20 protein-coding genes and 1 tRNA gene are annotated in these 23,223 nt (G+C 66.3%); 17 read left to right on the top strand and 4 right to left on the bottom strand.

Annotated features, from left to right (window positions below; translation table 11 throughout):
• Positions 1-4 precede the first annotated feature (4 nt).
• The 7 genes from nuoI (at position 5) to PG2T_RS03245 (ending at position 6,550) form a co-directional block, all read left to right on the top strand.
• Entirely contained in the window at positions 5-493 is a 489-nt protein-coding gene (gene nuoI / locus PG2T_RS03275) for an NADH-quinone oxidoreductase subunit NuoI (RefSeq protein WP_068802812.1), read from the top strand.
• A gap of 27 nt (positions 494-520) precedes the next feature.
• On the top strand, positions 521-1,150 hold the full coding sequence (locus PG2T_RS03270; RefSeq protein WP_068802811.1) for an NADH-quinone oxidoreductase subunit J: 630 nt from the start codon (positions 521-523) through the stop codon (positions 1,148-1,150).
• Between the two features lie 6 nt (positions 1,151-1,156).
• Positions 1,157-1,462 carry an NADH-quinone oxidoreductase subunit NuoK gene (nuoK, locus tag PG2T_RS03265; protein ID WP_068802810.1) on the top strand — a complete coding sequence of 102 codons (306 nt, stop codon included), beginning with the start codon at positions 1,157-1,159 and terminating at the stop codon, positions 1,460-1,462.
• Between the two features lie 3 nt (positions 1,463-1,465).
• Entirely contained in the window at positions 1,466-3,445 is a 1,980-nt protein-coding gene (nuoL, locus tag PG2T_RS03260; protein WP_068802809.1) for an NADH-quinone oxidoreductase subunit L, read from the top strand.
• Positions 3,446-3,452: 7 nt separating this feature from the next.
• Positions 3,453-4,940 (top strand): NADH-quinone oxidoreductase subunit M, encoded by a 1,488-nt coding sequence (locus PG2T_RS03255; protein ID WP_068802808.1) that lies wholly within the window; start codon positions 3,453-3,455, stop codon positions 4,938-4,940.
• A gap of 32 nt (positions 4,941-4,972) precedes the next feature.
• Complete coding sequence (nuoN, locus tag PG2T_RS03250) at positions 4,973-6,412, top strand: NADH-quinone oxidoreductase subunit NuoN (RefSeq protein ID WP_068802807.1); 1,440 nt, start codon at positions 4,973-4,975, stop codon at positions 6,410-6,412.
• A 61-nt stretch (positions 6,413-6,473) separates the two neighbouring features.
• A tRNA-Met gene (locus PG2T_RS03245) sits at positions 6,474-6,550 on the top strand.
• Positions 6,551-6,773: 223 nt separating this feature from the next.
• Here PG2T_RS03245 and PG2T_RS03240 read toward each other — a convergent pair.
• Positions 6,774-7,187, bottom strand: coding sequence for a hypothetical protein (locus tag PG2T_RS03240; protein WP_068802806.1), 414 nt, complete (start codon positions 7,185-7,187; stop codon positions 6,774-6,776).
• 211 nt (positions 7,188-7,398) lie between these two features.
• On the opposite strand from PG2T_RS03240, the gene PG2T_RS03235 reads away from it, so the two are divergent.
• Positions 7,399-8,214: an alpha/beta hydrolase gene (locus PG2T_RS03235; RefSeq protein WP_202816407.1), complete on the top strand. Its 816-nt coding sequence runs from the start codon at positions 7,399-7,401 to the stop codon at positions 8,212-8,214.
• The gene (locus PG2T_RS16380; RefSeq protein ID WP_202816406.1) at positions 8,211-8,372 is read left to right on the top strand and encodes a hypothetical protein; all 162 of its coding nucleotides are present in this window, start codon (positions 8,211-8,213) and stop codon (positions 8,370-8,372) included. The genes PG2T_RS03235 and PG2T_RS16380 overlap by 4 nt, the downstream gene beginning before the upstream one ends.
• 20 nt (positions 8,373-8,392) lie before the next feature.
• Here PG2T_RS16380 and PG2T_RS03230 read toward each other — a convergent pair whose 3' ends face one another.
• The gene (locus tag PG2T_RS03230) at positions 8,393-9,526 is read right to left on the bottom strand and encodes a dihydrolipoamide acetyltransferase family protein (RefSeq protein WP_068802805.1); all 1,134 of its coding nucleotides are present in this window, start codon (positions 9,524-9,526) and stop codon (positions 8,393-8,395) included.
• Positions 9,527-9,825: 299 nt separating this feature from the next.
• Positions 9,826-11,043 (bottom strand): CaiB/BaiF CoA transferase family protein, encoded by a 1,218-nt coding sequence (locus PG2T_RS03225; RefSeq protein ID WP_068802804.1) that lies wholly within the window; start codon positions 11,041-11,043, stop codon positions 9,826-9,828.
• A gap of 139 nt (positions 11,044-11,182) precedes the next feature.
• On the opposite strand from PG2T_RS03225, the gene PG2T_RS03220 reads away from it, so the two are divergent.
• The 7 genes from PG2T_RS03220 to PG2T_RS03190 all read left to right on the top strand — a co-directional run bounded on the left by PG2T_RS03220 (position 11,183) and on the right by PG2T_RS03190 (position 20,338).
• Entirely contained in the window at positions 11,183-11,569 is a 387-nt protein-coding gene (locus tag PG2T_RS03220) for a hypothetical protein (protein ID WP_068802803.1), read from the top strand.
• Between the two features lie 99 nt (positions 11,570-11,668).
• Positions 11,669-12,940: a TolC family protein gene (locus PG2T_RS03215; RefSeq protein ID WP_068802802.1), complete on the top strand. Its 1,272-nt coding sequence runs from the start codon at positions 11,669-11,671 to the stop codon at positions 12,938-12,940.
• A complete protein-coding gene (locus PG2T_RS03210) occupies positions 12,937-14,184 on the top strand; it encodes an efflux RND transporter periplasmic adaptor subunit (protein ID WP_068802801.1) in 1,248 nt (415 codons plus the stop codon). The genes PG2T_RS03215 and PG2T_RS03210 overlap by 4 nt, the downstream gene beginning before the upstream one ends.
• Positions 14,185-14,191: 7 nt before the next feature.
• Positions 14,192-14,539: a DUF3147 family protein gene (locus PG2T_RS03205; RefSeq protein ID WP_068802800.1), complete on the top strand. Its 348-nt coding sequence runs from the start codon at positions 14,192-14,194 to the stop codon at positions 14,537-14,539.
• Between the two features lie 10 nt (positions 14,540-14,549).
• A complete protein-coding gene (locus tag PG2T_RS03200) occupies positions 14,550-17,663 on the top strand; it encodes an efflux RND transporter permease subunit (RefSeq protein WP_068802799.1) in 3,114 nt (1,037 codons plus the stop codon).
• 69 nt (positions 17,664-17,732) lie between these two features.
• Entirely contained in the window at positions 17,733-18,065 is a 333-nt protein-coding gene (locus PG2T_RS03195; protein ID WP_068807652.1) for a YnfA family protein, read from the top strand.
• Positions 18,066-18,142: 77 nt separating this feature from the next.
• Positions 18,143-20,338, top strand: a complete 2,196-nt coding sequence (locus PG2T_RS03190; protein ID WP_068802798.1) for a heavy metal translocating P-type ATPase — start codon at positions 18,143-18,145, stop codon at positions 20,336-20,338.
• A gap of 42 nt (positions 20,339-20,380) precedes the next feature.
• Here PG2T_RS03190 and PG2T_RS03185 read toward each other — a convergent pair whose 3' ends face one another.
• A complete protein-coding gene (locus PG2T_RS03185) occupies positions 20,381-21,574 on the bottom strand; it encodes an acyl-CoA dehydrogenase family protein (RefSeq protein ID WP_068802797.1) in 1,194 nt (397 codons plus the stop codon).
• A 218-nt stretch (positions 21,575-21,792) separates the two neighbouring features.
• On the opposite strand from PG2T_RS03185, the gene ccoN reads away from it, so the two are divergent.
• Positions 21,793-23,220 carry a cytochrome-c oxidase, cbb3-type subunit I gene (ccoN, locus tag PG2T_RS03180; RefSeq protein ID WP_068802796.1) on the top strand — a complete coding sequence of 476 codons (1,428 nt, stop codon included), beginning with the start codon at positions 21,793-21,795 and terminating at the stop codon, positions 23,218-23,220.
• The last annotated feature ends 3 nt before the right edge of the window (positions 23,221-23,223 follow it).

Below are 23,223 nucleotides of genomic sequence, written 5' to 3'. Positions count from 1 at the left end.
TGTCATGACCCGCGTTGCCCAGTACTTCAAAAGTCTGCTGTTGCTCGAACTGCTGTCCGGGCTTGGCGTGACCTTGCGTCACTTTTTCAAGCCGAAGATCACGGTGCAGTTTCCGGAGGAGAAAACCCCGCTGTCGCCGCGCTTTCGCGGCCTGCACGCGCTGCGCCGCTACCCGAATGGCGAGGAGCGCTGCATCGCCTGCAAGCTGTGCGAGGCCGTCTGCCCGGCGCTGGCCATCACGATAGAAGCGGAACCGCGCGCGGACGGCACCCGCCGCACCACGCGCTACGACATCGACATGTTCAAGTGCATTTATTGCGGTTTTTGCGAGGAGGCCTGCCCGGTCGATTCCATCGTGCTGACCCGCTTCAATCATTTCCACATGGAAGAGAACGCCGAGCGGGTCTATGACAAATCGACCCTGCTGGCCATCGGCGACCGCATGGAAGCGCAGATCGCCGCCGACCGCGCGGCCGATGCCGCGTACCGCTGAGCACTTCATCCATTCGCGGCGGCTGTCATGGGTACTGAGAAGTTTGTTTTTTATCTTCTGTCGGCGATTCTGGTGTTCGCGGCCGGCATGGTGGTCAGCGTGCGCAATGCCGTGCGCGCGGTGCTGTTCCTGGTGCTGGCGTTTTTTACCTGCGCCGGCCTGTGGCTGATTCTGGAGGCGGAATTTCTGGCCATCGCCCTGGTGCTGGTTTATGTCGGCGCGGTGATGGTGCTGTGGCTGTTCGTGGTGATGATGCTGGATGTCGACCGGGCTGAGTTGCGCGAGGGCTTCGGCAGCCATCTGCCGCTGGGTCTGGCGGTGACGCTGCTGATCGTGTTCGAGATGGTGCTCGTGTACGGCACCGGCCAGCTCGATACCGCCCTGGCGCGGCCGCCGCTGCCGGATGCCACCGGTGTCAGCAATGTGGAGGCCATCGCCGCGGTGCTCTACACCGAATACGCCTATCCGTTCGAGATCGCCGCCGTGATTCTGCTGATTGGCATGGTGGCGGCCATCGGTCTGACCTTCCGCGGCGTGCGTGCCAGCAAATACATTTCGCCGTCGGCGCAGGTTCACGTCACCCCGCGCGGGCGCATGCACCTGCTGGACCTGCCCCGTGGTGAGGGTGGCGAAGACGACTCGGCAAAGGACAGGTAAGACTGCATGGTCACGCTCACCGACTACCTGGTGCTGGGCGCCATTTTGTTCGCGCTCGGCATGTTCGGCATTTTCATCAACCGCAAGAACATGATCATCCTGCTGATGTCGGTGGAACTGCTGCTGCTGGCGGTGAACATGAACTTCGTCGCCTTCTCGCATTTCCTGCACGACATTGCAGGTCAGGTATTCGTGTTTTTCGTGCTCACGGTGGCGGCGGCGGAATCGGCCATCGGCCTTGCCATCATCGTGGTGCTGTTCCGAAACCGGGCGTCGATCAACGTCCAGGACCTCGACCACCTGAAGGGCTGAGCGATGGAAAAGCTGACCCTCATCTGTCTGGCCGCGGTGCTGGCGCCACTGGCCGGAGCCCTTCTCGCCGGTCTGGGTGGACGCCTGATCGGTCGCAGCGGCGCGCACATCGTTACCATCCTCGGGGTGGGGATTTCGTTCGGGCTGTCCTGCTATGTCTTCTCGTTGCTGCTGGCCGGCAAGGCGACCGGCGGCGACTATGTGCTCAATGCCGATCTTTACACCTGGCTGCAAAGCGGCCCGCTGAAAGTTTCGATCGGTTTTCTGATCGACGAGCTGACCGCCACCATGATGCTGGTGGTGACCTTCGTGTCGCTGATGGTGCACATCTACACCATCGGCTACATGCACGACGATCCGGGTTACCAGCGCTTTTTCAGCTACATCAGCCTGTTCACCTTTGCCATGCTGATGCTGGTGACGGCAAACAACTTCCTGCAGCTTTTTTTCGGCTGGGAAGGCGTGGGACTGGTCTCGTATCTTTTGATCGGCTTCTGGTATCAGAAGGAATCGGCCATCTTTGCCAACCTGAAGGCCTTTCTGGTCAATCGGGTTGGCGATCTGGGCATGATCCTGGGCATAGCGGCCGTGCTGTCGCTGTTCGGCAGTCTCGATTTCGCGACGATTTTCGCCAAGGCCCCCGAACTGGCCGTCGAGACCCTGCAGATCTGGCCGGGCCGTGAATGGTCGGCGCTGACGGTGATCTGCGTGCTGCTGTTCATCGGCGCCATGGCCAAGTCGGCACAGGTGCCATTGCACGTGTGGCTGCCCGATTCCATGGAAGGCCCGACGCCGATCTCGGCGCTGATCCATGCCGCGACCATGGTCACGGCTGGCATCTTCCTGGTGGCACGCATGTCGCCGCTGTTCGAGCTGTCCGAGGCGGCGCTCAACTTCGTGCTGTTCATCGGTGCCATGACGGCCTTTTTCATGGGGCTGCTGGGCCTGGTGCAGACCGACATCAAGCGCGTGGTGGCGTACTCCACGCTCTCGCAGCTGGGCTACATGACGGTCGCGCTGGGTGTGTCGGCGTACTCGGCGGCCATTTTTCATCTGGGCACGCATGCCTTTTTCAAGGCGCTGCTGTTCCTGGCGGCCGGCTCGGTGATCATCGGCCTGCATCACGAGCAGGACATGCGCAAGATGGGTGGCCTGTGGCGGCACATGCCCATCACCGCCCTGACGGCCTGGATCGGCACGCTGGCGCTGGTCGGTTTCCCCGGCTTTGCGGGCTTTTATTCCAAGGACGCCATCATCGAGGCGGTGGCTGCATCCTCCTTGCCGGCGGCCGGCTTTGCGCACTTTGCGGTGCTGGGCGGCGTGTTTGTGACCTCGCTGTACAGCTTCCGGCTGCTGTTTCTGGTGTTCCACGGAAAATCGCGGGTGGACCACCATGCCGCTGAGCACCTGCACGAGTCGCCGCTGGTGGTGACCGGCCCGCTGGTGCTGCTGGCAATACCGTCGGTGCTGATCGGCGCGCCGCTGATCGGGCCGATGCTGTTTGGCGATTACTTCGGCAAGGCGATTCAGATATTGCCGCAGCACGCCACGCTGGCGGAGTTTGGCGAGCATTTCCACGGCGCGCTGGCCTTCGCCCTGCACGGCTTCACAGCCTTGCCGTTCTGGCTGATGCTGGCCGGGGCGGGCACAGCGGCGGTGTTCTATCTAATCAAGCCCGACTGGCCGGCGGTGGTGCGCAGCCGCTTCTCGCTGGTCCAGTACATTCTTGAGCGCAAATACTTCTTTGACGACGTCAATCAGGCGGTGTTTGCCGGCGGCCTGCGGGGCCTCGGCGGCCTGCTGTGGCGGGTGGGAGACGTCGCCCTGATCGACGGCCTGGCCGTCAACGGCACCGCCCGCAGCATCGGCCGGCTGGCCGGTGCGCTGCGGCACATCCAGACCGGTTACCTGTACCACTACGCGTTTGCCATGATCATCGGCCTGGCCGCGCTGCTGGGCATGATCTGGTACGTGAGCTTCTGAGCGCGCCATGAGCGAAACCTTGCCTCTGTTGAGTCTGGCCATATGGACGCCCATCGCCGGCGCGGTGCTGGTCTGGTTACTGGCCGGTGATGGCCGCCCCGGGCGGGCGCGGGGCCTGGCCTTGCTGGTGGCGCTGGCCGAGTTCGCCATCACGCTGCCCCTGTATACCGGTTTCGACACGGGCAACGGCGGCCTGCAATTCGTCGAGCGCGCGCCGTGGGTGGAGTCCTTCGCTATCTACTACCACCTGGGCATCGACGGTATCGCGCTGCCGTTCATCCTGCTCACCAGCTTCATCACCGTGCTGGTGGTGGCCATGGCGCGGGTATCGGTTGAAAAGCAGCTCAGCCAGTACCTGGGCGCCTTCCTGGTCATGGAAGGGCTGATGATCGGCCTGTTCTGTGCCGTCGACGGCATGCTGTTCTATGTGTTCTGGGAAGCCATGCTGATCCCGATGTTCATCATCATCGGCGTCTGGGGCGGCCCCAATCGCGTGTACGCGACGCTCAAGTTCTTCCTGTACACGTTCCTGGGGTCCGTGCTGCTGCTGGTGGCGCTGATCTACCTGCACCTGAAGACCGGCAGCTTCAGTCTGCTCGATTTCCAGCGCGTTGCGCTCGATCTGCCGACCCAGAAGCTGCTGTTCCTGGCCTTCCTGGCCGCGTTCGCAGTCAAGATTCCGATGTGGCCGGTGCACACCTGGCTGCCGGATGCGCATGTCGAGGCACCGACCGGCGGCTCCGTGGTGCTGGCGGCCATCATGCTCAAGATGGGCGGATACGGCTTTCTGCGCCTGTCGCTGCCGATCACGCCGGATGCCAGCATGGCCTTCTCCGGCCTGATGATCACGCTGTCGCTGATTGCCGTGGTCTACATCGGCGCCGTGGCGCTGGTGCAGCAGGACATGAAAAAGCTGATCGCCTATTCGTCGATCTCGCACATGGGCTTCGTGACGCTCGGCACCTTCCTGTTCAGCGCCCAGGGCATCGAGGGCGGGCTGGTGCAGATGGTTTCGCACGGCTTCATCTCGGCCGCCATGTTCCTGTGCGTGGGCGTCATGTACGACCGGATGCACAGTCGCCAGATTGCCGATTACGGCGGCGTGGTCAACACCATGCCGATGTTCGCCGCCTTCATGATGCTGTTTGCGATGGCCAACTCCGGCCTGCCGGGCACGTCGGGTTTCGTCGGCGAGTTCATGGTCATCCTGGCCGCGTTCGAGAACAGTTTCTGGATCGCCCTGCTGGCCGGTACCAGCCTGGTGCTGGGCGCGGCGTACAACCTGTGGATGTACAAGCGGGTCATTTTCGGGGCAGTGACCAATGCAAAAGTGGCGGCACTGAAGGATCTGAAGGCCGAGGAATTCATCGTGCTCGGCCTGTTGGCCCTGGCGGTGCTGGCCATGGGCGTGTGGCCCAATCCCATGCTGGATGTCACCCATGCCACGGTCGACACGTTGCTGGCGCATTTGCAGCGCGGCAAGCTCGGACTCTAGGCGCGGCACCCCAGGCACACGGCATCTGACCCATGGAATTCATGCTTCCCGATCTGGCCCCGGCCCTGCCGGAAATGGTTTTGCTGGCGATGGCCTGCGTGGTGTTGCTGGTCGACCTGTTCTGGCCGGGTCGCGAGCGCAGCAACACCTACGTCGTGTCCCAGCTGTCGCTGCTGGCGACGCTGCTGGCGGTGGCACAGACCTACAACGGGCCGACCACCACGTTCAGCGGTCACTACACGGTCGACGCCGTCGCCGTGGTGATCAAGGTGATGGCTCTGCTGATCATGTTCGGCGTGTTTCTGTACGGGCGGGACTACCTGCGCCAGCGGGCGCTCCTGACCGGCGAGTTCCTGCTGCTGTCGCTGTTCGCCACGCTCGGCTTGTTGGTGATGGCCAGTGCCGGCAGCCTGCTGGTGCTGTATCTGGGCCTTGAGGTGCTGTCGCTGTCCTCGTATGCGCTGGTCGCGCTGCACCGCGACAATGGCGACGCCAGCGAGGCGGCGATCAAGTATTTCTTTCTGGGCGCGCTGGCCTCCGGCCTGCTGCTGTACGGCATGTCACTCCTGTACGGATTGACGGCGTCGCTGGACCTGGCCACCGTGGCGCAGGTGGTGGGTGAACACGCCCGTGCCGGTGATTTCAGCGCCCTGATGGGCCTTGCGCTGGCCATGCTGGTGGTGGGGATCGGCTTCAAGCTGGGCATCGCACCGTTTCACATGTGGTTGCCGGACGTGTACCACGGCGCGCCGACCGCCGTGACGGCGTTTCTGACCACGATCAGCAAACTCGCGGCCTTCGTGCTGGTGGTGAAACTGCTGGCCGGTGCCGCAGCGCCGCTGGTCCAGCAGTGGCAACAGATGCTGGTGGTGGTGACCGTGCTGTCGCTGGCAGTCGGCAACCTGATCGCGATTGCGCAGGTCAACCTCAAGCGCATGCTGGCCTATTCGACCATCTCCCACATGGGCTTTTTCCTGCTCGGCATCCTGGCCAACAGCCCGGCCGGCATGGCGGCAAGCCTGTTCTACATGATTACCTATGCCCTGACCGGCCTGGCCGCCTTTGGCATGATCATGCTGCTGAGCCGCGCCGGTTTCGAGGCCGACCGGATCGAGGATTTTCGCGGCCTCAATCGGCGCTCGCCGTGGCTGGCGCTGGTGATGATGGTGATCCTGTTCTCGCTGGCAGGCGTGCCGCCCACGGTCGGCTTTTACGCCAAGCTTGGCGTCATCCGTGCGGTGATGCAGCACGACCTGCTGTGGCTGGCCATCATCGCGGTGATCTTTTCGGTCATCGGCGCGTTCTATTACCTGCGCGTCATCAAGGCCATGTACTTCGATGCGCCCGTGGAGCAGCCAGCCATCTCCCCGGCCCTCGACGTGCGCGTGTTCATGGGTGTGAACGGCGCTCTGCTGCTGGGTCTTGGCGTGTTCCCGGCACCGCTGCTGGCGCTGTGCCAGGCGGTTTTTTAGGTCGATCCGACAGTTCGGGCTTGCCCTGACGGGCGGTTGCCCGTATCATGCGCGGCTCGGTTGCGGGGTGGAGCAGTCCGGTAGCTCGTCGGGCTCATAACCCGAAGGTCGTAGGTTCAAATCCTGCCCCCGCTACCATCCGAAACAGGCAAAAAGGCCAGTCCACAAGACTGGCCTTTTTGCTTTTCGGGATTTGTCTGCATCGATCGTGTGATCCGCCGATAGCCGCCGGGCGGACCCGGCGCCTTCCCTGCGGTTTTTGGATGGCACGCAAAATCGGCAGTCTGCAGCCACCGCTTTTGGCAGCGACGCCCGGTCGTGAGAATCAGCCCAACGACGGGCGTGCTGCGCCGCGCAGAACCTACGGGCTGGGTATGGTCGCGAAGCGGTAGACGGACACTTCGAGTTGGAAGGTACCGTCACTGCGTTGCGGGGCGCCGCGGGACAGTTGCACGCTGAATGGCGCAGTGTCACCGGCCGGGATGGTCACGTTCACGGGGTGTATTTCGACCCAGCTCGGGTCGTCGGTGCCGGGATGCAGCTCGTCAGCCCACAGCCAGCGGTGACGCACCAGCAGTTCGGCTCCAATCAAAGTCGCATCGGTTTGATTGTGAATCTCGCCTTGCAGGCCGGAACCGCTAACCCGCACGTCGGACACGGACACTTCGACGGCATCCTGTGTCGTGAGAACGGTTTCCGCAGAGATCGACGAGGTGCACAGCACGACCGCGGCGAACGCTGCCGCAAATTTCAGGGCTGAACGCGAAATATGCATGGCTTACTCCTTCACTCGGGCCAAGGTGCGGGTTGTTTGACCTTGCCCGAAGCCGCCAAGTTCGCAACCGTGGGCACTGCGATGGACTGTCGCACAGGCGGCATCGTATCTGGCGGCCAGCCCCATCGGGCCGGATGTGTATCAGTGCATGGCAGAACGGCGCAGGGCGGCGGACACTGTGCGCCCTCAAGCTCGCATGAGAGGTCGTGCCATGTTGTTCATAACCAACCGCTTCCCGACGCAGAGCATCAAGAGCCGCGTCGGCCGTGCCTTCGACTTTGATCTCAAGAACAACGCAGCCTCCAACTCGGTGTTCTATTGCCGGCGGCTGGGCAAGGATAAATACGAGGAAATCGGCGGCTTCAATCTGATGTCCGAGCTGAAGTCCTCGCCGTATCGGCAGTTGCTGGTGTACCTCCACGGCTTCTCGAATCTGCCGGAGGCGGTATTCGACGGGGCGGCGGAGTTGCAGGCGCTGTGCGACAAAAGGAAGCAAAAGGAGCTGCTGGTGCTGCCGGTGGTATGGCCCTGTGACGATGACCAGGGAATCGTCAAGGACTACTGGGACGACCAGAAGGCGGCCGACGCGAGTGCCTTTTCCCTGGCCCGGGTGCTGGGGCACTTCATGAAATGGCGCGATGACGCCCAGCGCAACCCGACCGACGATCCGTGCCTGAAGCGCATCAACATGCTGGCGCACTCCATGGGCAATCGCGTGCTGCGCGAGACGCTGTGTGCCTGGGACAAGTACGACCTGCCAAGCGGCGTGCCGCTGCTGTTTCGAAACACCTATCTGGTGGCGGCGGATATCGAGAACGAATCGGTGCACAAGGGGCACGCCGGTGAACTCATCAGCCACGCATCGCGCAATGTGGTGGTGTATTACGCCTCGGACGACCTGGCGCTGCGTTCAAGCAAGGTGGCGAACCTGAAGAACAAGATCGCCTCGCGTCGCCTGGGCCATACCGGCCCGAGAACATGGCCCTCACGCCGACGAACGTTTACGCCGTGGATTGTGACGACGTGAACACCGCTTACGACACGCCCAAGGGCCACAGTTATTTTCGGTCCGGCAAGAAGGCCGGCGAGCCGGGCAAGGTCTTCGACCATATCTGGCAAACCATCATGACCGGCCGCGTGTTCCCGGATGACGAGCATCGCCGCACGAGCATCATCAGGGACTGACGCGGCGCCGACCGTGAGGCTCAGGCGCCGGACTGGAAGCCCTCCGGACGACTCAGGAACTGCGCCAGATCCTGCAGAAACACAGCCGCCGGCACGCCATCGGCGATGCGATGATCGAAGGTCAGGCTCACGGTCATGCATTGCCGCCAGGCTATACCGCCGTCGCTGCGCTGCGCTATCTCACGTACCCGGCCAAGGCCCAGGATGGCAATCTGCGGCGGGTTGATGATGGGCGTGAAGGCGTCGATGCCGTGGCCACCGAGGTTCGAAACGGTGAAGGTGCCGCCGTCGACATCCTGTGGGCGCAGCGTGCCGCTGCGGGCGCGGCTGGCCAGCTCGGCCGCCAGTTGCGCCAAGTCGCGCAGGCTTTTGCGGCCGGCGTCGTGGATGACCGGGGTGACCAGGCCGCCTTGCAGCGCCACGGCAAAGCCCAGATTCACCTGCGAGCCGATGCGGACGCGGTCGCCCTCGATGGTGCCGTTGAACGGCGGATGCCCGCCCAAGACGCGGCTGACGGCGTAGCCGACGAGGTCGCCCCAGCCGGCACGAAAGGGCAACCGGGCCCGCCAGTCGGTCAGGTCCGTCACGTCGATGTCCCGGCTCAGCGTCAGCTGTGCGCTGCCGTGCAGGCTGGCGAGCAGGCGCTCGGCAATGCGGCCACGGCGCTGGGCCAGCGAATAGGTTCCGTCGCCGGCCTGGTCCGGCAGGGCCTCGATATCAGCCTCCACGATGCGTCCGGCAGGCCCGCTGCCGCGCACCTGTGCCAGATCGACGCCGCGTTCGGCAGCCAGCTTGCGGGCGCGCGGCGTGACCTGCAAGTTGCCGGTGCCGGATGGGGCAGGGCGGGTGGCGGCCGGGGCGACGGCCAGCGGTGCAGTGCCTGCGGCAATGTCCGGACCGGCATCAAGGCGCTCGCCCGGTGCGCCGATCAGGCACAGCGCAGTGCGCACCGGCACGACCTGACCGACCTCGACCAGCGCTCGCAGGAATACGCCTTCGCGGTCGGCCAGCAGCTCGCTCGCCACCTTGGAGGACTCCACCTCGGCGATAGCCTCGCCGTCGGCCACAGGATCGCCCGGGGCCTTCAGCCAGCGTGTGATCTGGCCGTCCTGCATGCCCATCGACCACTGCGGCAGCAGGAGTTCATGCGCCATGCGATTGGCACCGATGGCGGGCGGCCGTGCCCCGCGGGGTGGTGACTGCAGGCAGGATGCGGCGGGGTGCCGATGTGCACCGGAGCCGGTCGTCGGTCCGAGCAGATCTTGCTGCAAGTTTGTGCTGTGTCATTTGTGTTGCCGAAAGGTTACAGAGGCCCGCTGATGCGGCGGATATCGCGTCCTAATGCACAGCTGTACGGTGCTCTCGGATTGGCAGCGAGTGACCTGGATGCCCTACGCAGGGCCGGCATGGTGTGATCTGAGCTGCCGCTGAACGCGCCAGGGCGAAGAACCATCTACACCTGCCGCGATAGAAGGACGCCCTGCGTTTGCAGCGCACCGATGCGCGCCGCATCGTAGCCCAGCAAACCGCCCAGGACCTCGGCGTTGTGCTCGCCCAGGAACGGCGCCTGCAGTGGCAGTTCGTCGGGAAAGGCCGAAAAACGCAGCGGCACGCCGGGCACGTCGAACGCGCCCAGCGCGCGATCGAAAATGGTTCGAACCGTGCGCCGCAGTCGCGCGTGGGGCAACTTCACCACATCTTCCACCGACAGCACCGGTGCGACCGGCACGCGCTCGGCTTCGAGCAGGCGGATCGCCTCGGCGTCATCGCCGACCGAGGCCAGCCAATTCTCGATCAGGGTCACCACTTCGGGCAGGTTGGCCACGCGCGTCGCGTTTTCCGAGAAGCGCGGGTCCGCGGCGAGTTCCGGCCGGCCCATGACACGGCACAGCTGATCCCATTGTCTGCCGAGCGCAACGATCACCAGATAGCCCTGCGCGCCCTTGAAAATACCCAGCGGCGCGACGGAAAAATGCTGCCGGCCGGTGCGCCGCGGCACGATGCTGCCGCCACTCGCGCTCACCGCCTGGATGCCGATTTCCTGGCCACTGACGTAAACATCCAGCAGGCTGATGTCCAGATACTGGCCCGCGCCGCCGCGCTCGCGGTGCAGCAAGGCCGCCAGCACCGCCGCCAGCGCAAAACCGCCGCTGGCCGCATCGCCGAACGCCAGCTGCGGAAAATACGGCGAGCCATCCGGCTCGCCGATCAGGCTGGTGAAGCCGGAATAGGCCTGCGCGATGTAGTCATAGCCCGGCAGATTGGCCAGCGGTCCGCTTTGACCAAAGGCCGAGATCGAGCACATCACCAGGCGCGGATTGAGCGCATGCACGGTGTCCCAGTCCAGACCCATGCGGCCGATGGCACCGGGGGAGAAATTTTCGATCAGCACGTCCGCCCGCGCCGCGAGATCGCTCAGGATCTGCCGCCCGGCCGGCGTGCGCACGTCCACACACAGACCTTTCTTGCCGCGGTTCTGCTGTACGAAGTAGGCACTGCGCCCGTCACGTATATAGGGCAGGCGGCGCGACAAATCGCCGTCAGGCGCCAACTCGACCTTGATCACCTCGGCGCCCATCTCGGCCATCAGGCGTGCGGTGGTCGGCCCCGCCACCACCTGACTCAGGTCAAGCACCCGGTAACCACTCAGGATGTGCGCCGGAACGGGCATGAACGGTCTCCTCTCGGACGCAGGGCGATGCGAGGCTAGCGGCTGCGGCCAGCGCTTGCAAAGGGGCAAGCGGCGAGGCCTCATTCGAGAGTTGGGCTACTCGAGCCTGTGCATCTGGAAATCCGCTAGACTTCGCGCCATGTTCCTGCGCTGTCCGCCTCGCCCCTGGTTACTGACACTGGTCTGTGTCGCCTTGCTGTTCGCGCGGCTGGGCGGCGCGCATCTGCACCTGTGCCTTGACGGCAGCGAGCCTCCGGCCAGCCTGCATGTAACCGATTCCGGACATCACGCGGATCATCACGACGGCCAGGCGCACGATGACCGCGATGTCTCGCTGGTCGGTGATGCGCTGACCAAGTCCGGCAAGTGGGGTCTTGACCTGCCACTCTTGCTGGCGGCGCTGTGGTTGGTAACTGTCCTGTTCGCCCGGCTGCGGATCGCCGCCGCCGCCTCGCCGCCGCCTTCCGCTTCCCCACCCCGCTTCTGTCGCCCGCTGCTGCGCGGGCCGCCTCTGCACGCCTCCTGAACCCGCGTCGTCCGCCGTTGGTGGACGCCTGTTCGATTCCCTGACGGGGGCTGCATGTTTTCTTCTTCGATCCGGTGCGCGCGGCTGTGCGCGGCCGTCATGAGCGTGTTCGGCACGCCCTTGGCCATCGCGGCTGACGCCGTCGACGCACACCATGCCGAGCATTCCGGGCCGCATTTCACGCTGGCGGAGGCGCTGGCCCGCGCCGAGGCGCGTCACCCGCTGTTCGCGTCCTACCGGGCGCAACTTGAGGCCGCCGATGCGCGCGCCGTCCAGGCCGGCATTCGTCCGGCGCCGGTGCTGGGTCTCACCGTGGAAAACGCCTTCGGCACGGGCGAGGTCAGCGGCTATTCGACCGCCGAGACCACACTCGGCTTCAGCCAGCTGATCGAACGCGGCGGTCTGCGCGACCGGCGCATCGAGGCCGCTGCCGCTGGTCGCGAGCAGGTGGCCACCGATGCCCAGATCGCGCACCTGGACCTGCGCGCGGAGGTCGCTCGCCGATTCGTGCACGTGCTGTCGGACCAGGCGCAGCTTGCCATCACGCGCGAGGCGACCGAGCTTGCCCGCAGCACCCTGGCGGAAGTCGAGCGGCGGGTCGCCGCCGCGCGCGCGCCACTGGCGGAACGCTCGCGGGCGCAGGTTTCGCTGGAACGGGCGTACCTGGCGCAGGAACACGCCGAGCACGAACTGCTGTCCTCGCGCCGGCACCTCGCCGCCGCCACCGGCACCCTGGAGGCCGACTTCGGACCGGGCGAGGGTGATTTGCTGCACCTGCCGCCGGTGGCGGACTTCGACGCCCTGCTGGCGCAAATGCAGACCACGCCGGATCTGCTGCGCTTTGCCAGTGAAACGCGCCTGCGCGAATCCGAACTGCGCCTGGCCCAGGCCCGCCGCACGCCGGGCCTGACGCTGGGCGCCGGAATCCGCCGGCTGGAGGCGATCGACGACGTGGGGCTGATGTTCTCCGCCTCCGTGCCGCTGTTTGGTGCCTCGCGCGAGCGCGGCAACGTGCTGGAAAGCGAAGCCCGCCTGGCACAGGTCGGCCCCGAGCGCGAGCAGGCCATGCTGCGGGCGCAGGCCCGGCTGTACGAAATCTGGCAGGAGCTGAACCACGCCCGGGTCGAGGTCGAGGCGCAGCGCGAACGGGTGGTGCCCGCGGTCGAGGCCGCGTTGGCACAAACCCGCCATGCCTACGCGCGCGGTCGTTACTCGCTGCTGGAACTGCGCGATGCGCAGGCCGAGTGGGCCACGCAGCGGCGCCGCCTGATCGAGGCCGCGGCCGAGTACCACGGCCATCTGATCGAAATCCAGCGCCTCACCGGCGCGCCCGCACCGGGCCCCATCGCCACCGAATCGAGCCAGCCATGAAAAAAAACCTGCATCACTGGGCCCTGGTGGCCCTGCTTGGCCTGACGCTCGCCGCCTGTGGCCGGTCCGAAACACCTGCCGAGCACTCCGACCACGGCGCCGGCGCGGCGCAGGAAGCGGCCAGGGGCCCGCACAACGGGCTCCTGCTGGCCGATGGCGACTTCGTCGTCGAGCTGGCGATCTTCGAGGAGGGCGTGCCGCCGGAATACCGCGCCTGGGTGACCAGCAAGGGCCAGCCCGTGGCCCCGGATGCCGTGCAACTGACGGTCGAGCTCGCCCGTCTGGACGGCGAGAAAAACCTGTTCCGTTTCGCGCCGCAGGGCGATTTTCTGCGCGGCGATGGCGTGGTGACCGAACCGCATTCCTTCGATGTGACCGTGCAGGCCCAGTTCGAGGGCAAGACCCATCGCTGGGCGTACGACAGCTACGAAGGCCGCGTCACCATCGCCGCAGACAGCGCCAAGGCAGCCGGCATCCGCACGGCAACCGCCGGCCCGCGCCTGATCCGCGACCTGCTGCCGCTGTACGGAACGATTGCGACCAACCCGGACGCGGTGCGGGACGTCGGCGCGCGCTTTGCCGGCGTGGTCAAGAGCGTGAGCAAGACCGTGGGCGACAGCGTGCGCGCCGGCGAAGTGCTGGCGCGGGTGGAATCCAACGACTCGCTACAGGTTTATGCGGTCACGGCGCCGATCGGGGGCGTCATCACCGCGCGCATGACCAATCCCGGCCAGCAGGCCGGCGACATGCCCCTGTTCACGATCAGCGACCTTGCGCAGGTGCGGGCCGAGTTGGCCGTGTTTCCGCGCGATCTGGCGCGCGTTCGCGTGGGCCAGGAAGTGCGTCTCACAACAGTGGACGGCGAGCGCACGACCCGCGGTGCCATTACCCGCATCGCCCCCGCCAGCGGCAATGCCAACCAGGCGCTGACGGTGTGGGCGAGTTTCGATGCCGGCGACGGTGGCTGGACCCCGGGGCTGTACGTCAATGCCGAGGTCATGGTCGGTGGCGCGCAGGTGCCGCTGGCGGTGAAGGCCTCCGGCCTGCAGACGTTTCGGGATTTCACGGTGGTGTTCGCCCGGGTGGGCGAGACCTACGAGGTGCGCATGCTGGAACTGGGCCGCGGCGACGGGCAGTACGTGGAAGTGCTGGCCGGCCTCAAACCCGGCACCGAGTACGTCAGCGAAAACAGCTACCTGATCAAGGCCGACATCGAAAAGTCGGGCGCCTCGCACGACCACTGAGCCGGCCATGGAAACGCTCGTCAAGTACGCCCTGTCGGCGGCGCTGGTGGTGGCGATATCTGAAGCCGCCCGGCGCCTGAGCTGGGTCGGCGCGCTGCTGGCCTCGCTGCCGCTGGTATCGGTGCTGGCGATGGTCTGGCTGTGGCACGACACGCACGACCCGCAGCGCATCGCGCGCCTGTCGATCGGCATCTTCTGGCTGGTGCTGCCGTCGCTGGTGTTGTTTGTCAGCCTGCCGGTGCTGCTGCGCCGGGGCGTCGGCTTCTATCCGGCCCTGCTGGTCGCCAGCGCACTCACTGCGCTGTCCTACTTCCTGATGCTGGCGCTGCTGCGGCGTGTTGGCATCGTCCTGTAAGGCTCATCCCATGCTCGAAACACTGCTGCATTTTTCCATCCACCGCCGTGGCCTGATGCTGGTGCTGGTGCTTGCCCTCGCCGGACTTGGCGTGTGGAGCTTCCAGCACCTGCCGATCGACGCGGTGCCGGACATCACCAACGTGCAGGTGCAGATCAACACTGAGGCGCCCGGCTATACGCCGCTGGAAGCCGAGCAGCGCGTGACCTTTGCCGTAGAAACCGCCATGGCCGGGCTGCCGAAGCTGGCGTACACCCGCTCGGTGTCGCGCTACGGGCTGTCGCAGGTGACGGTGGTGTTCGAGGACGGCACCGACATCTACTTCGCGCGGCAGTTGGTGTCGGAGCGCCTGCAGGCGGTGAAGTCGCAATTGCCGGCTGGCCTGGAGCCGCAGCTCGGCCCCATCGCCACGGGCCTGGGCGAGATTTTCATGTGGACCGTGGACGCGGCGCCGGGCGCTAAAAACGCCGACGGCTCACCCGTTACGCCCACCGACCTGCGCCAGGCGCAGGACTGGATCATCCGTCCCCAGTTACTGCGCGTGCCGGGCGTGGTGGAGGTGAACAGCATCGGCGGCTATGGCAAGCAGTTCCAGATCCGCCCCGACCCGGGCCGCCTGCTGGCCTACGGGCTGAGCTTCGCGGACGTGGTGCGAGCGGTGGGCGCCAACAACGCCAACCTGGGCGCCGGCTATATCGAGCGCAACGGCCAGCAACAACTCCTGCGCGTGCCCGGGCAGGCGGCGACGCTCCAGGATCTTGCCCGTATCGTGGTTGCGCAGCGCAGCGGCGCGCCGGTGCGGGTCAGCGACGTAGCGCAGCTTGGGATCGGTTCCGAACTGCGCACCGGCGCCGCCACCCAGAACGGTCAGGAGGCGGTACTGGGCACGGTGTTCATGCTGGTTGGCGAGAACAGCCGCACGGTGTCGAAGGCCGTGGCGGAAAAACTCGACGAGGCCAAACGCAGCCTGCCGCCGGGCATCACCGTCAACGTGGTCTACGACCGCACCACGCTGGTCGACAAGACCCTGGCCACGGTCCAGAAAAACCTGCTCGAAGGCGCGCTTCTGGTCATCGTGGTGCTGTTTCTGCTGCTCGGCAACATCCGCGCCGCGCTGCTCACTGCGGCGGTGATTCCATTGGCCATGCTGATGACTTTCACCGGCATGGTGCAGTCGCGCACCTCGGCCAACCTGATGAGCCTGGGTGCGCTCGATTTCGGGCTGATCGTCGACGGCGCGGTCATCATCGTCGAGAACTGCCTGCGCCGACTGGGACTGGCCACCGCCGGCAGCCGGACCTTGAGCGAGCGCGAACGGCTCGACGTGGTGTTCGAGGCCACCAACGAAGTCATCCGGCCCTCGCTGTTCGGCGTCGGCATCATCACCGCCGTGTACCTGCCGATCTTCGCGCTGACCGGCGTGGAAGGAAAAATGTTCCACCCGATGGCGATCACCGTGGTCACCGCGCTGACCGCCGCGCTGCTGTTGTCGCTCACCTTCGTGCCGGCGGCGGTGGCCTTGTTGTTCCGCGGCCCGGTGGCGGAGCACGACAACACGCTGATGCGCTGGGCGCGGCGCGGCTATGCGCCGCTGCTGGCACTGGCGCTGCGGGCGCGTTTTGCGCTGCTGGCGCTCACGCTCGCCCTGGTCGTGGCCTGCGGCTGGCTGGCCACGCGCATGGGTTCGGAATTCATCCCGAGCCTCGACGAGGGCGACATCGCCCTGCACGCGCTGCGCATCCCGGGCACCAGTCTCACGCAGGCGGTGCAGATGCAAGAACAGCTCGAAGCCACGCTCAAGACCGCGCCGGAAGTCGAGCGCGCGTTCGCCAAGATCGGCACCGCCGAGATTGCCACCGACCCGATGCCGCCCAACGTCGCCGACACCTTCGTCATGCTCAAGGACCGCAAGGACTGGCCCGACCCCGGCAAGCCCAAAACCGAGGTGGTGAAGGACCTGGAGCGCCTGGCCGCCGGCGTGCCCGGCAACAACTACGAGTTCACGCAGCCGATCCAGATGCGCTTCAACGAGCTGATTTCCGGCGTGCGCTCGGATGTGGCGGTGAAGGTCTATGGCGATGACCTCGGCACGCTCGACGCCGTTGCGGAGCAGATCGAAGCAGTGCTCGGCGGCGTGCCCGGCGCGGCGGATGTGAAGACCGAGCAGACCACCGGCCTGCCGATCCTCACCGTCACCCCCCGGCGCGAGGTGCTGGCCCGCTACGGCCTGAACGTGGCCGATCTTCAGGACCTGGTCGCCGCCGCCTACGGTGGCGAAACTGCCGGCCTGCTGTACGAAGGCGACCGGCGCAGCGACATCGTGGTGCGCCTGCCGGAACCCTTGCGCAGTGATGCCGACGCCATGACGCGCCTGCCGGTGATGCTGCCCGGCGGCGGCTACGTGCCCCTGGGCGAGCTGGCACAGGTCGAGCTGGGCCTCGGCCCCAACGCCATCAACCGCGAGCAGGGCAAGCGCCGCGTGGTGGTCACCGCCAACGTGCGCGGGCGGGATCTGGGCTCCTTCATCGCCGAAGTGCAGCAACGCATGAGTACGCAGGTCGAGATTCCGCCCGGCTACTGGCTGGATTACGGCGGTACCTTCGAGCAGCTCCAGTCCGCATCGCAGCGCCTGGCCGTCGTGGTGCCGGTCACGCTGGCGCTGATCCTGGGCCTGCTGTGGCTGGCCTTCGGCTCGGCGCGCGACGCGCTGGTGATCTTCAGCGGCGTGCCGCTGGCGCTGACCGGCGGCGTGCTGGCGCTGTGGGCGCGCGGCATCCCGCTGTCGATCTCGGCCGGCGTCGGCTTCATCGCCCTGTCCGGCGTGGCGGTGCTCAATGGGCTGGTGATGGTCAGCTTCATCAAGTCACTGCGTCACGAGGGCCGCGCACTGGACGCAGCCATCACCGAAGGCGCCCTGACCCGCCTGCGCCCGGTGCTGATGACGGCGCTGGTGGCGAGCCTGGGCTTCGTGCCGATGGCGTTCAACACCGGCATCGGCAGCGAGGTGCAGCGCCCGCTGGCCACCGTGGTCATCGGCGGCATTGTGTCGTCCACCGTGCTCACGCTGCTGGTGCTGCCGGGCCTGTACCGGATGGCGTGGCGCGCGCGGCGCTTGACCTCCTGACGCGCCGGTGGAGGTTGGAATCCCTGGCTCCAGCCCGCGCTGGTCGGAGATCTGAACGCGATGGCCGCAATGGAACTGCTCAAAACCTTCGGCCTCTTCGTGCTGACCGCATTCGCCGAAATCCTGGGCTGTTATCTGCCGTACCTGTGGCTCAAGCAGGGCCACTCCGTATGGCTGCTGCTGCCCGCGGCGGCCAGCCTGGCGGCATTCGTGTGGCTGCTGACGCTGCACCCACAGGCGGCCGGGCGCGTGTATGCGGCGTATGGGGGCGTGTACGTCAGCATGGCGCTGCTGTGGCTGTGGGCCGTGGATTCGGTGCGGCCATCCATGACCGACTGGCTGGGCGTGGGCCTTGCCTTGCTCGGCATGGCCGTCATCGTGCTCGGGTCCCGGAATGTCTGATGTCGGAATGCCTCAAACAACGGTCGGCCCCGAGCCGATGACTGAGTTCTGGCAGATGCGCATTGAGGAACCCTTGCATGGACCGTTCGATCTCTTCCGGGCCTGAGGCGGAACGCAGCAGCGGCACCGCGGCACGCTTTCGCATTCAGGCCATGGACTGCGCAGCCGAGGAGTCCGAAATTCGCCGCGCGCTGGAACCGGTGGCGGGTATCGTGTCCCTGAGCTTTCAGCTCGGTGCCCGCACACTCGCCATCTCGGCCCCCCAGCCGGTGATCGCCGAGGCACTGGCAGCCATCCGCCGCGCGGGTTTCGACCCGCAGCCGCTGGCTCCATCCGCGCAAGACGGCAATCGAACTGCCGATCCGCACGACATTGAGGGCATGCTCGGCGGCCTGCGCCGACCAGTCATCGCCCTGCTGCTGGCGGCGGGCGCCGAGGGCCTGGCGTACTTCGGCGGCGCGGGCCTTGCCGTCACCGGCATCGAAATGGCGCTGGCGGCGGCGGCAATCTGGCTCGCCGGCTTCGAGACCTACCGCAAGGGCTTCAGCGCGCTGTGCCACGGGCGCCTGAACATCACCGCGCTGATGAGCGTGGCGGTGACCGGCGCCTTCCTGATCGGCCAGTGGCCGGAAGCGGCGATGGTGATGGCGCTGTACGCCATCGCCGAGCTGATCGAGGCGCGCTCGCTGGACCGTGCTCGAAACGCCATCCAGAGCCTGCTGGCGTTGGCGCCGCAGCAGGCGCAGCTGCGCCAGGCGGACGGAACGTGGCAAACCGTGGCGGCGGCCGACGTACCGGTCGATGCCATCGTGCGCATCCGCCCCGGCGAGCGCGTACCGCTGGATGGCGTAGTCACCGCTGGCGCCAGCGCGATCGATCAGGCACCCGTGACCGGCGAGAGCATTCCGGTGGACAAGACCATCGGCGACGGCGTGTTCGCGGGCACCATCAACCAGGCCGCGGAGCTGGAAATTCGCACCACCGCGGCCGCTGACGACTCCACGCTGGCGCGCATCATTCACGCGGTCGAGCAGGCGCAGGGCTCGCGCGCCCCGACACAGCGTTTCGTGGACCGCTTCGCAGCGGTCTACACGCCCGGCGTGTTCGCGTTGGCGGTTGCGGTGACGCTGCTGTCGCCCTGGCTGATGGACTGGACTTGGGCGCAGGCGGCGTACAAGGCGCTGGTGCTGCTGGTGATCGCCTGCCCGTGCGCGCTGGTGATCTCGACGCCGGTGACGGTGGTCAGTGCGCTGGCCAGCGCCGCGCGCCGCGGCATCCTGATCAAGGGCGGCGTGTACCTGGAAGACGCACGCAAACTGAAGGCCATCGCGTTCGACAAGACCGGCACCATCACCGAAGGCAAGCCGAAGCTGGTCGAATCCGTGGCAATCGACGGCGGCGATGTCGCGACGCATCTGGCCCTGGCTGCCAGCCTTGCCGGCCGCTCCGATCACCCCGTATCGCGCGCAATTGCCGAAGGTCTGCGATTGGGCGGCGTTGCGGTCGGTGACTTTCAGGCCCTGCCCGGTCGCGGCGTGCAGGGCACGGTGGACGGGGCGGCTTTCCTGCTCGGCAATCACCGCCTGATCGAGGATCGCGGGCTGTGCAGCCCGGCGCTGGAAGCGCGCCTGGCGGTACACGAAAACCAGGGCCGCACGGTGACCTTGCTGGCCTCGCAGTCAGCCGTGTTGGCGCTGTTCGCGGTCGCCGACACGATCAAGGGCAGCTCGCGCGCCGCCGTGGCCGAGCTGAAGGCCCTCGGCGTCACGCCGGTGCTGCTCAGCGGCGACAACGCGGCCACGGCGCGCACCATCGCGCAGCATGCCGGCATCCAGGATGCGCGCGGCGATCTGCTGCCGCAGGACAAGCTGGACGCCATCGACACCCTGCGCCGGCACTACGGCGCGACTGCCATGACCGGTGACGGCATCAACGACGCGCCGGCCCTGGCCAGGGCCGACATCGGCATCGCCATGGGCGCCGCCGGCACCGACACGGCCCTGGAAGCCGCCGACGTCGTGATCATGAACGACGACCTGCGCCGCATCCCGGAACTGATCCGCCTGTCGCGCCGGACGCACTCGGTACTGTGGCAGAACATCAGTCTGGCCCTTGGCATCAAGGCCGTGTTTCTGTGGCTGGCGATCTTCGGCAACGCGACTATGTGGATGGCGGTGTTCGCCGACATGGGCGCCAGCCTGCTCGTGGTCGGCAACGGTCTGCGTCTGCTGCGTGGCGATTCGCGGGCCCTGACGTCGGAGGATCCTCTGTAGGAGCGGGCCATGCCGGGGACTCTGGCGCGCAGCGACCATCGCTCAACCGCGCGGGCGGCGGTACCGGGTCCGATGCCGCTCGGCGTCCTTGATGCCAAGCGCGTCCTCCGCGATCAGGATGCGCTGTACCGCTGGCGCGCCTTCCCCGACCAGGAACACGTGCGCATAGCTGGCCAGGCGGGCGATGCGGTACTCGCTGGCCAGGCCATAGCCACCGAAAAGTTCCTGCGCGCTGGCGGCCGCCTGTTTCAGAGCGAACGAAGCCGCCAGCTTGGCCTGGGCGGCGATCCGGTTGGCCGGGCGATCCTGGTCCATCAGCGTGGCGGCCTGCCAGGTCATCAGGCGCGCCGCCTCGACGCTGACCAGCGCGTCGGCAAGCGCCGCCTGCGTCATCTGGTAACTCGCCAGCGGCCGGCCGCGGATCGATCGCTGTTGGACATACTGGATCGCTTCTTCCAGACAGGCGCGGGCAATGCCGACCGCGCGCGCCGCCACTGACACCCGCCCGGCCTGAATGGCGTGCATGGCCAGGCGAAAGCCGTCCCCCTCGGCACCGATGCGATTGTCGACCGGCACCTCGAAGTTCTCCAGCACCACCTCGCATGAACGGGTCATCCCGGACAATCCGACGAAATCGATCGGCTGCGCGAGGTAGCCGGCATATTTACGCGGCTCGACCACAAAGGCGGTGATGCCGTGGTGGCCAGCGTCGCGGTCGGTACGGGCAAACAGCACGCCGGTGTCGGTCTGGTCGGCGAGTGTTGCAAACATCTTGCGACCGTTCAGCAGGTAACGGTCACCGCGTCGCTCGGCAAAGGTTTTGAGGTTGCCGGCGGCATCGGAGCCCCCACCTGACTCGGTCAGCGACCACAGGCCGATGGCGCGCCCGCCGATCAGGTCCGGAATGAACCGCTGGCACTGCTCATCCGTGCCACCGGCAAATACCGTGTACGGGCAGGTCATGGCCTGCTGGTTGTGGCACAGCGCGAAGCCTGGATTCAGACGCGCCATTTCCTCGGCCAGTACGGCCATCGCCAGAAAGCCGAGGTCGGTTCCACCGAGCTGCGGCGGGAACACCACGCCGAACCAGCCCGCCTCGCCGGTTTTTTGCACCAACGCACGCGGGAATTCGCCGGCGGCCTCGAAGGCCGGCAACGCCGGCAAGATCTCGCGCTGCATGAACTGCACAAAGGCCTCGCGCAGCTCGCGGGTATCCGGCGGCAAAAAATCGTCCATGCAGGGTGCTCGTCGATCGGTGGGTCGTGGGTAGCACAGCGTAGCGCAGCACGCGTGGCGCTGACGCGCCGCTCGCGGCAGGGTCGGGCGACGTTCTGGGGCACCGCTTCCCTGGCAGAACGAGCGTTCACGCTGCGGCTATCTGATTTCGATCAACGCCTGTCTTTTGCGGCGCAGCACACTGGCCCGCGTCCGATTCGAACTACACAGGTGAGGCCATGCAGGCAGGCGCAGGCGGCGCAGTCGAATACAACGACACGGTCGTGCGGCAATTCGCCGTGATGACGGTGGTGTGGGGCGTGGTCGGCATGCTGGTGGGGGTGATCATCGCCGCCGAGCTGATCTGGCCGGACCTCAACATGGGTCTGCCTTACCTCAGCTATGGCCGGCTGCGCCCGCTGCACACCAACGCGGTGATCTTCGCCTTCGGCGGCTCGGCGCTGTTTGCCACCAGTTACTACGTGGTGCAGCGCACCTGTGGCGTGCGACTGGCGTTCGAGCGCCTGGCGGCATTCACCTTCTGGGGCTGGCAGGCGGTGATCGTGGCGGCCGCCGTGACGCTGCCGCTGGGCATGACGTCCGGCAAGGAATACGCCGAGCTGGAGTGGCCGATCGACATCCTGATCACGCTGGTGTGGGTGACTTACGCGGTGGTGTTCTTCGCCACCATCGCGCGCCGGCGCATCCGCCACATCTACGTCGCCAACTGGTTCTACGGCGCCTACATCCTGACCATCGCCGTGCTGCACGTGATCAACAGCCTGGAAATCCCGGCCGGGCTGACCAAGTCCTACCCCATCTACAGCGGAGCCGTGGATGCCATGGTGCAGTGGTGGTACGGCCACAACGCAGTGGGCTTTTTCCTGACTGCCGGCTTTCTGGGGATGATGTATTACTTCGTGCCCAAGCAGGCGCAGCGGCCGGTGTACTCGTACCGGCTGTCGGTGGTGCATTTCTGGGCGCTGATCTCCACCTACATGTGGGCCGGCCCGCACCACCTGCACTATTCCGCACTGCCGGAGTGGGCGCAGTCGCTGGGCATGGCGTTCTCGCTGATCCTGCTGGCGCCGTCCTGGGGCGGCATGATCAACGGCGTCATGACCCTGTCCGGCGCCTGGGACAAGCTGCGCACCGACCCCATCCTGCGCTTCATGATCGTGGCCATCTCGTTCTACGGCATGTCGACCTTCGAGGGGCCGATGATGTCGATCAAGACCGTCAACGCCCTGTCACACAACACCGACTGGACCATCGGCCATGTGCACTCGGGCGGCATCGGCTGGGTTGCCTTCATCTCGCTGGGCGCCATGTACGCGCTGATCCCCAAGCTGTTCGGCAAGGAGCGGGTGTACAGCACGCGCCTGGTCGAGTGGCACTTCTGGGTGGCCACCATCGGCGTGGTGCTGTACGTGGCCGCCATGTGGATCGCCGGGGTGATGCAGGGCCTGATGTGGCGGGCGGTCAACGCCGACGGCACGCTCACCTACAGCTTCGTCGAGGCGCTGGCGGCCACCAAACCGTACTACCTGGTGCGCTTCATGGGCGGCGCGATGGTGCTGTCGGGCATGTTCATCATGGTCTACAACCTGTGGCGCACGGTGCGGCCACCGGCATTGGCCGGCCAGCCCGCCACCGCTGCCGCCTGAGGA

The organism is Immundisolibacter cernigliae (assembly GCF_001697225.1).
In the GTDB taxonomy this organism is placed as follows: Bacteria; Pseudomonadota; Gammaproteobacteria; order Immundisolibacterales; family Immundisolibacteraceae; genus Immundisolibacter; species Immundisolibacter cernigliae.
Note: the sequence above shows the minus strand (reverse complement) of the source record. Positions and strands in the feature narration are given on the sequence as shown.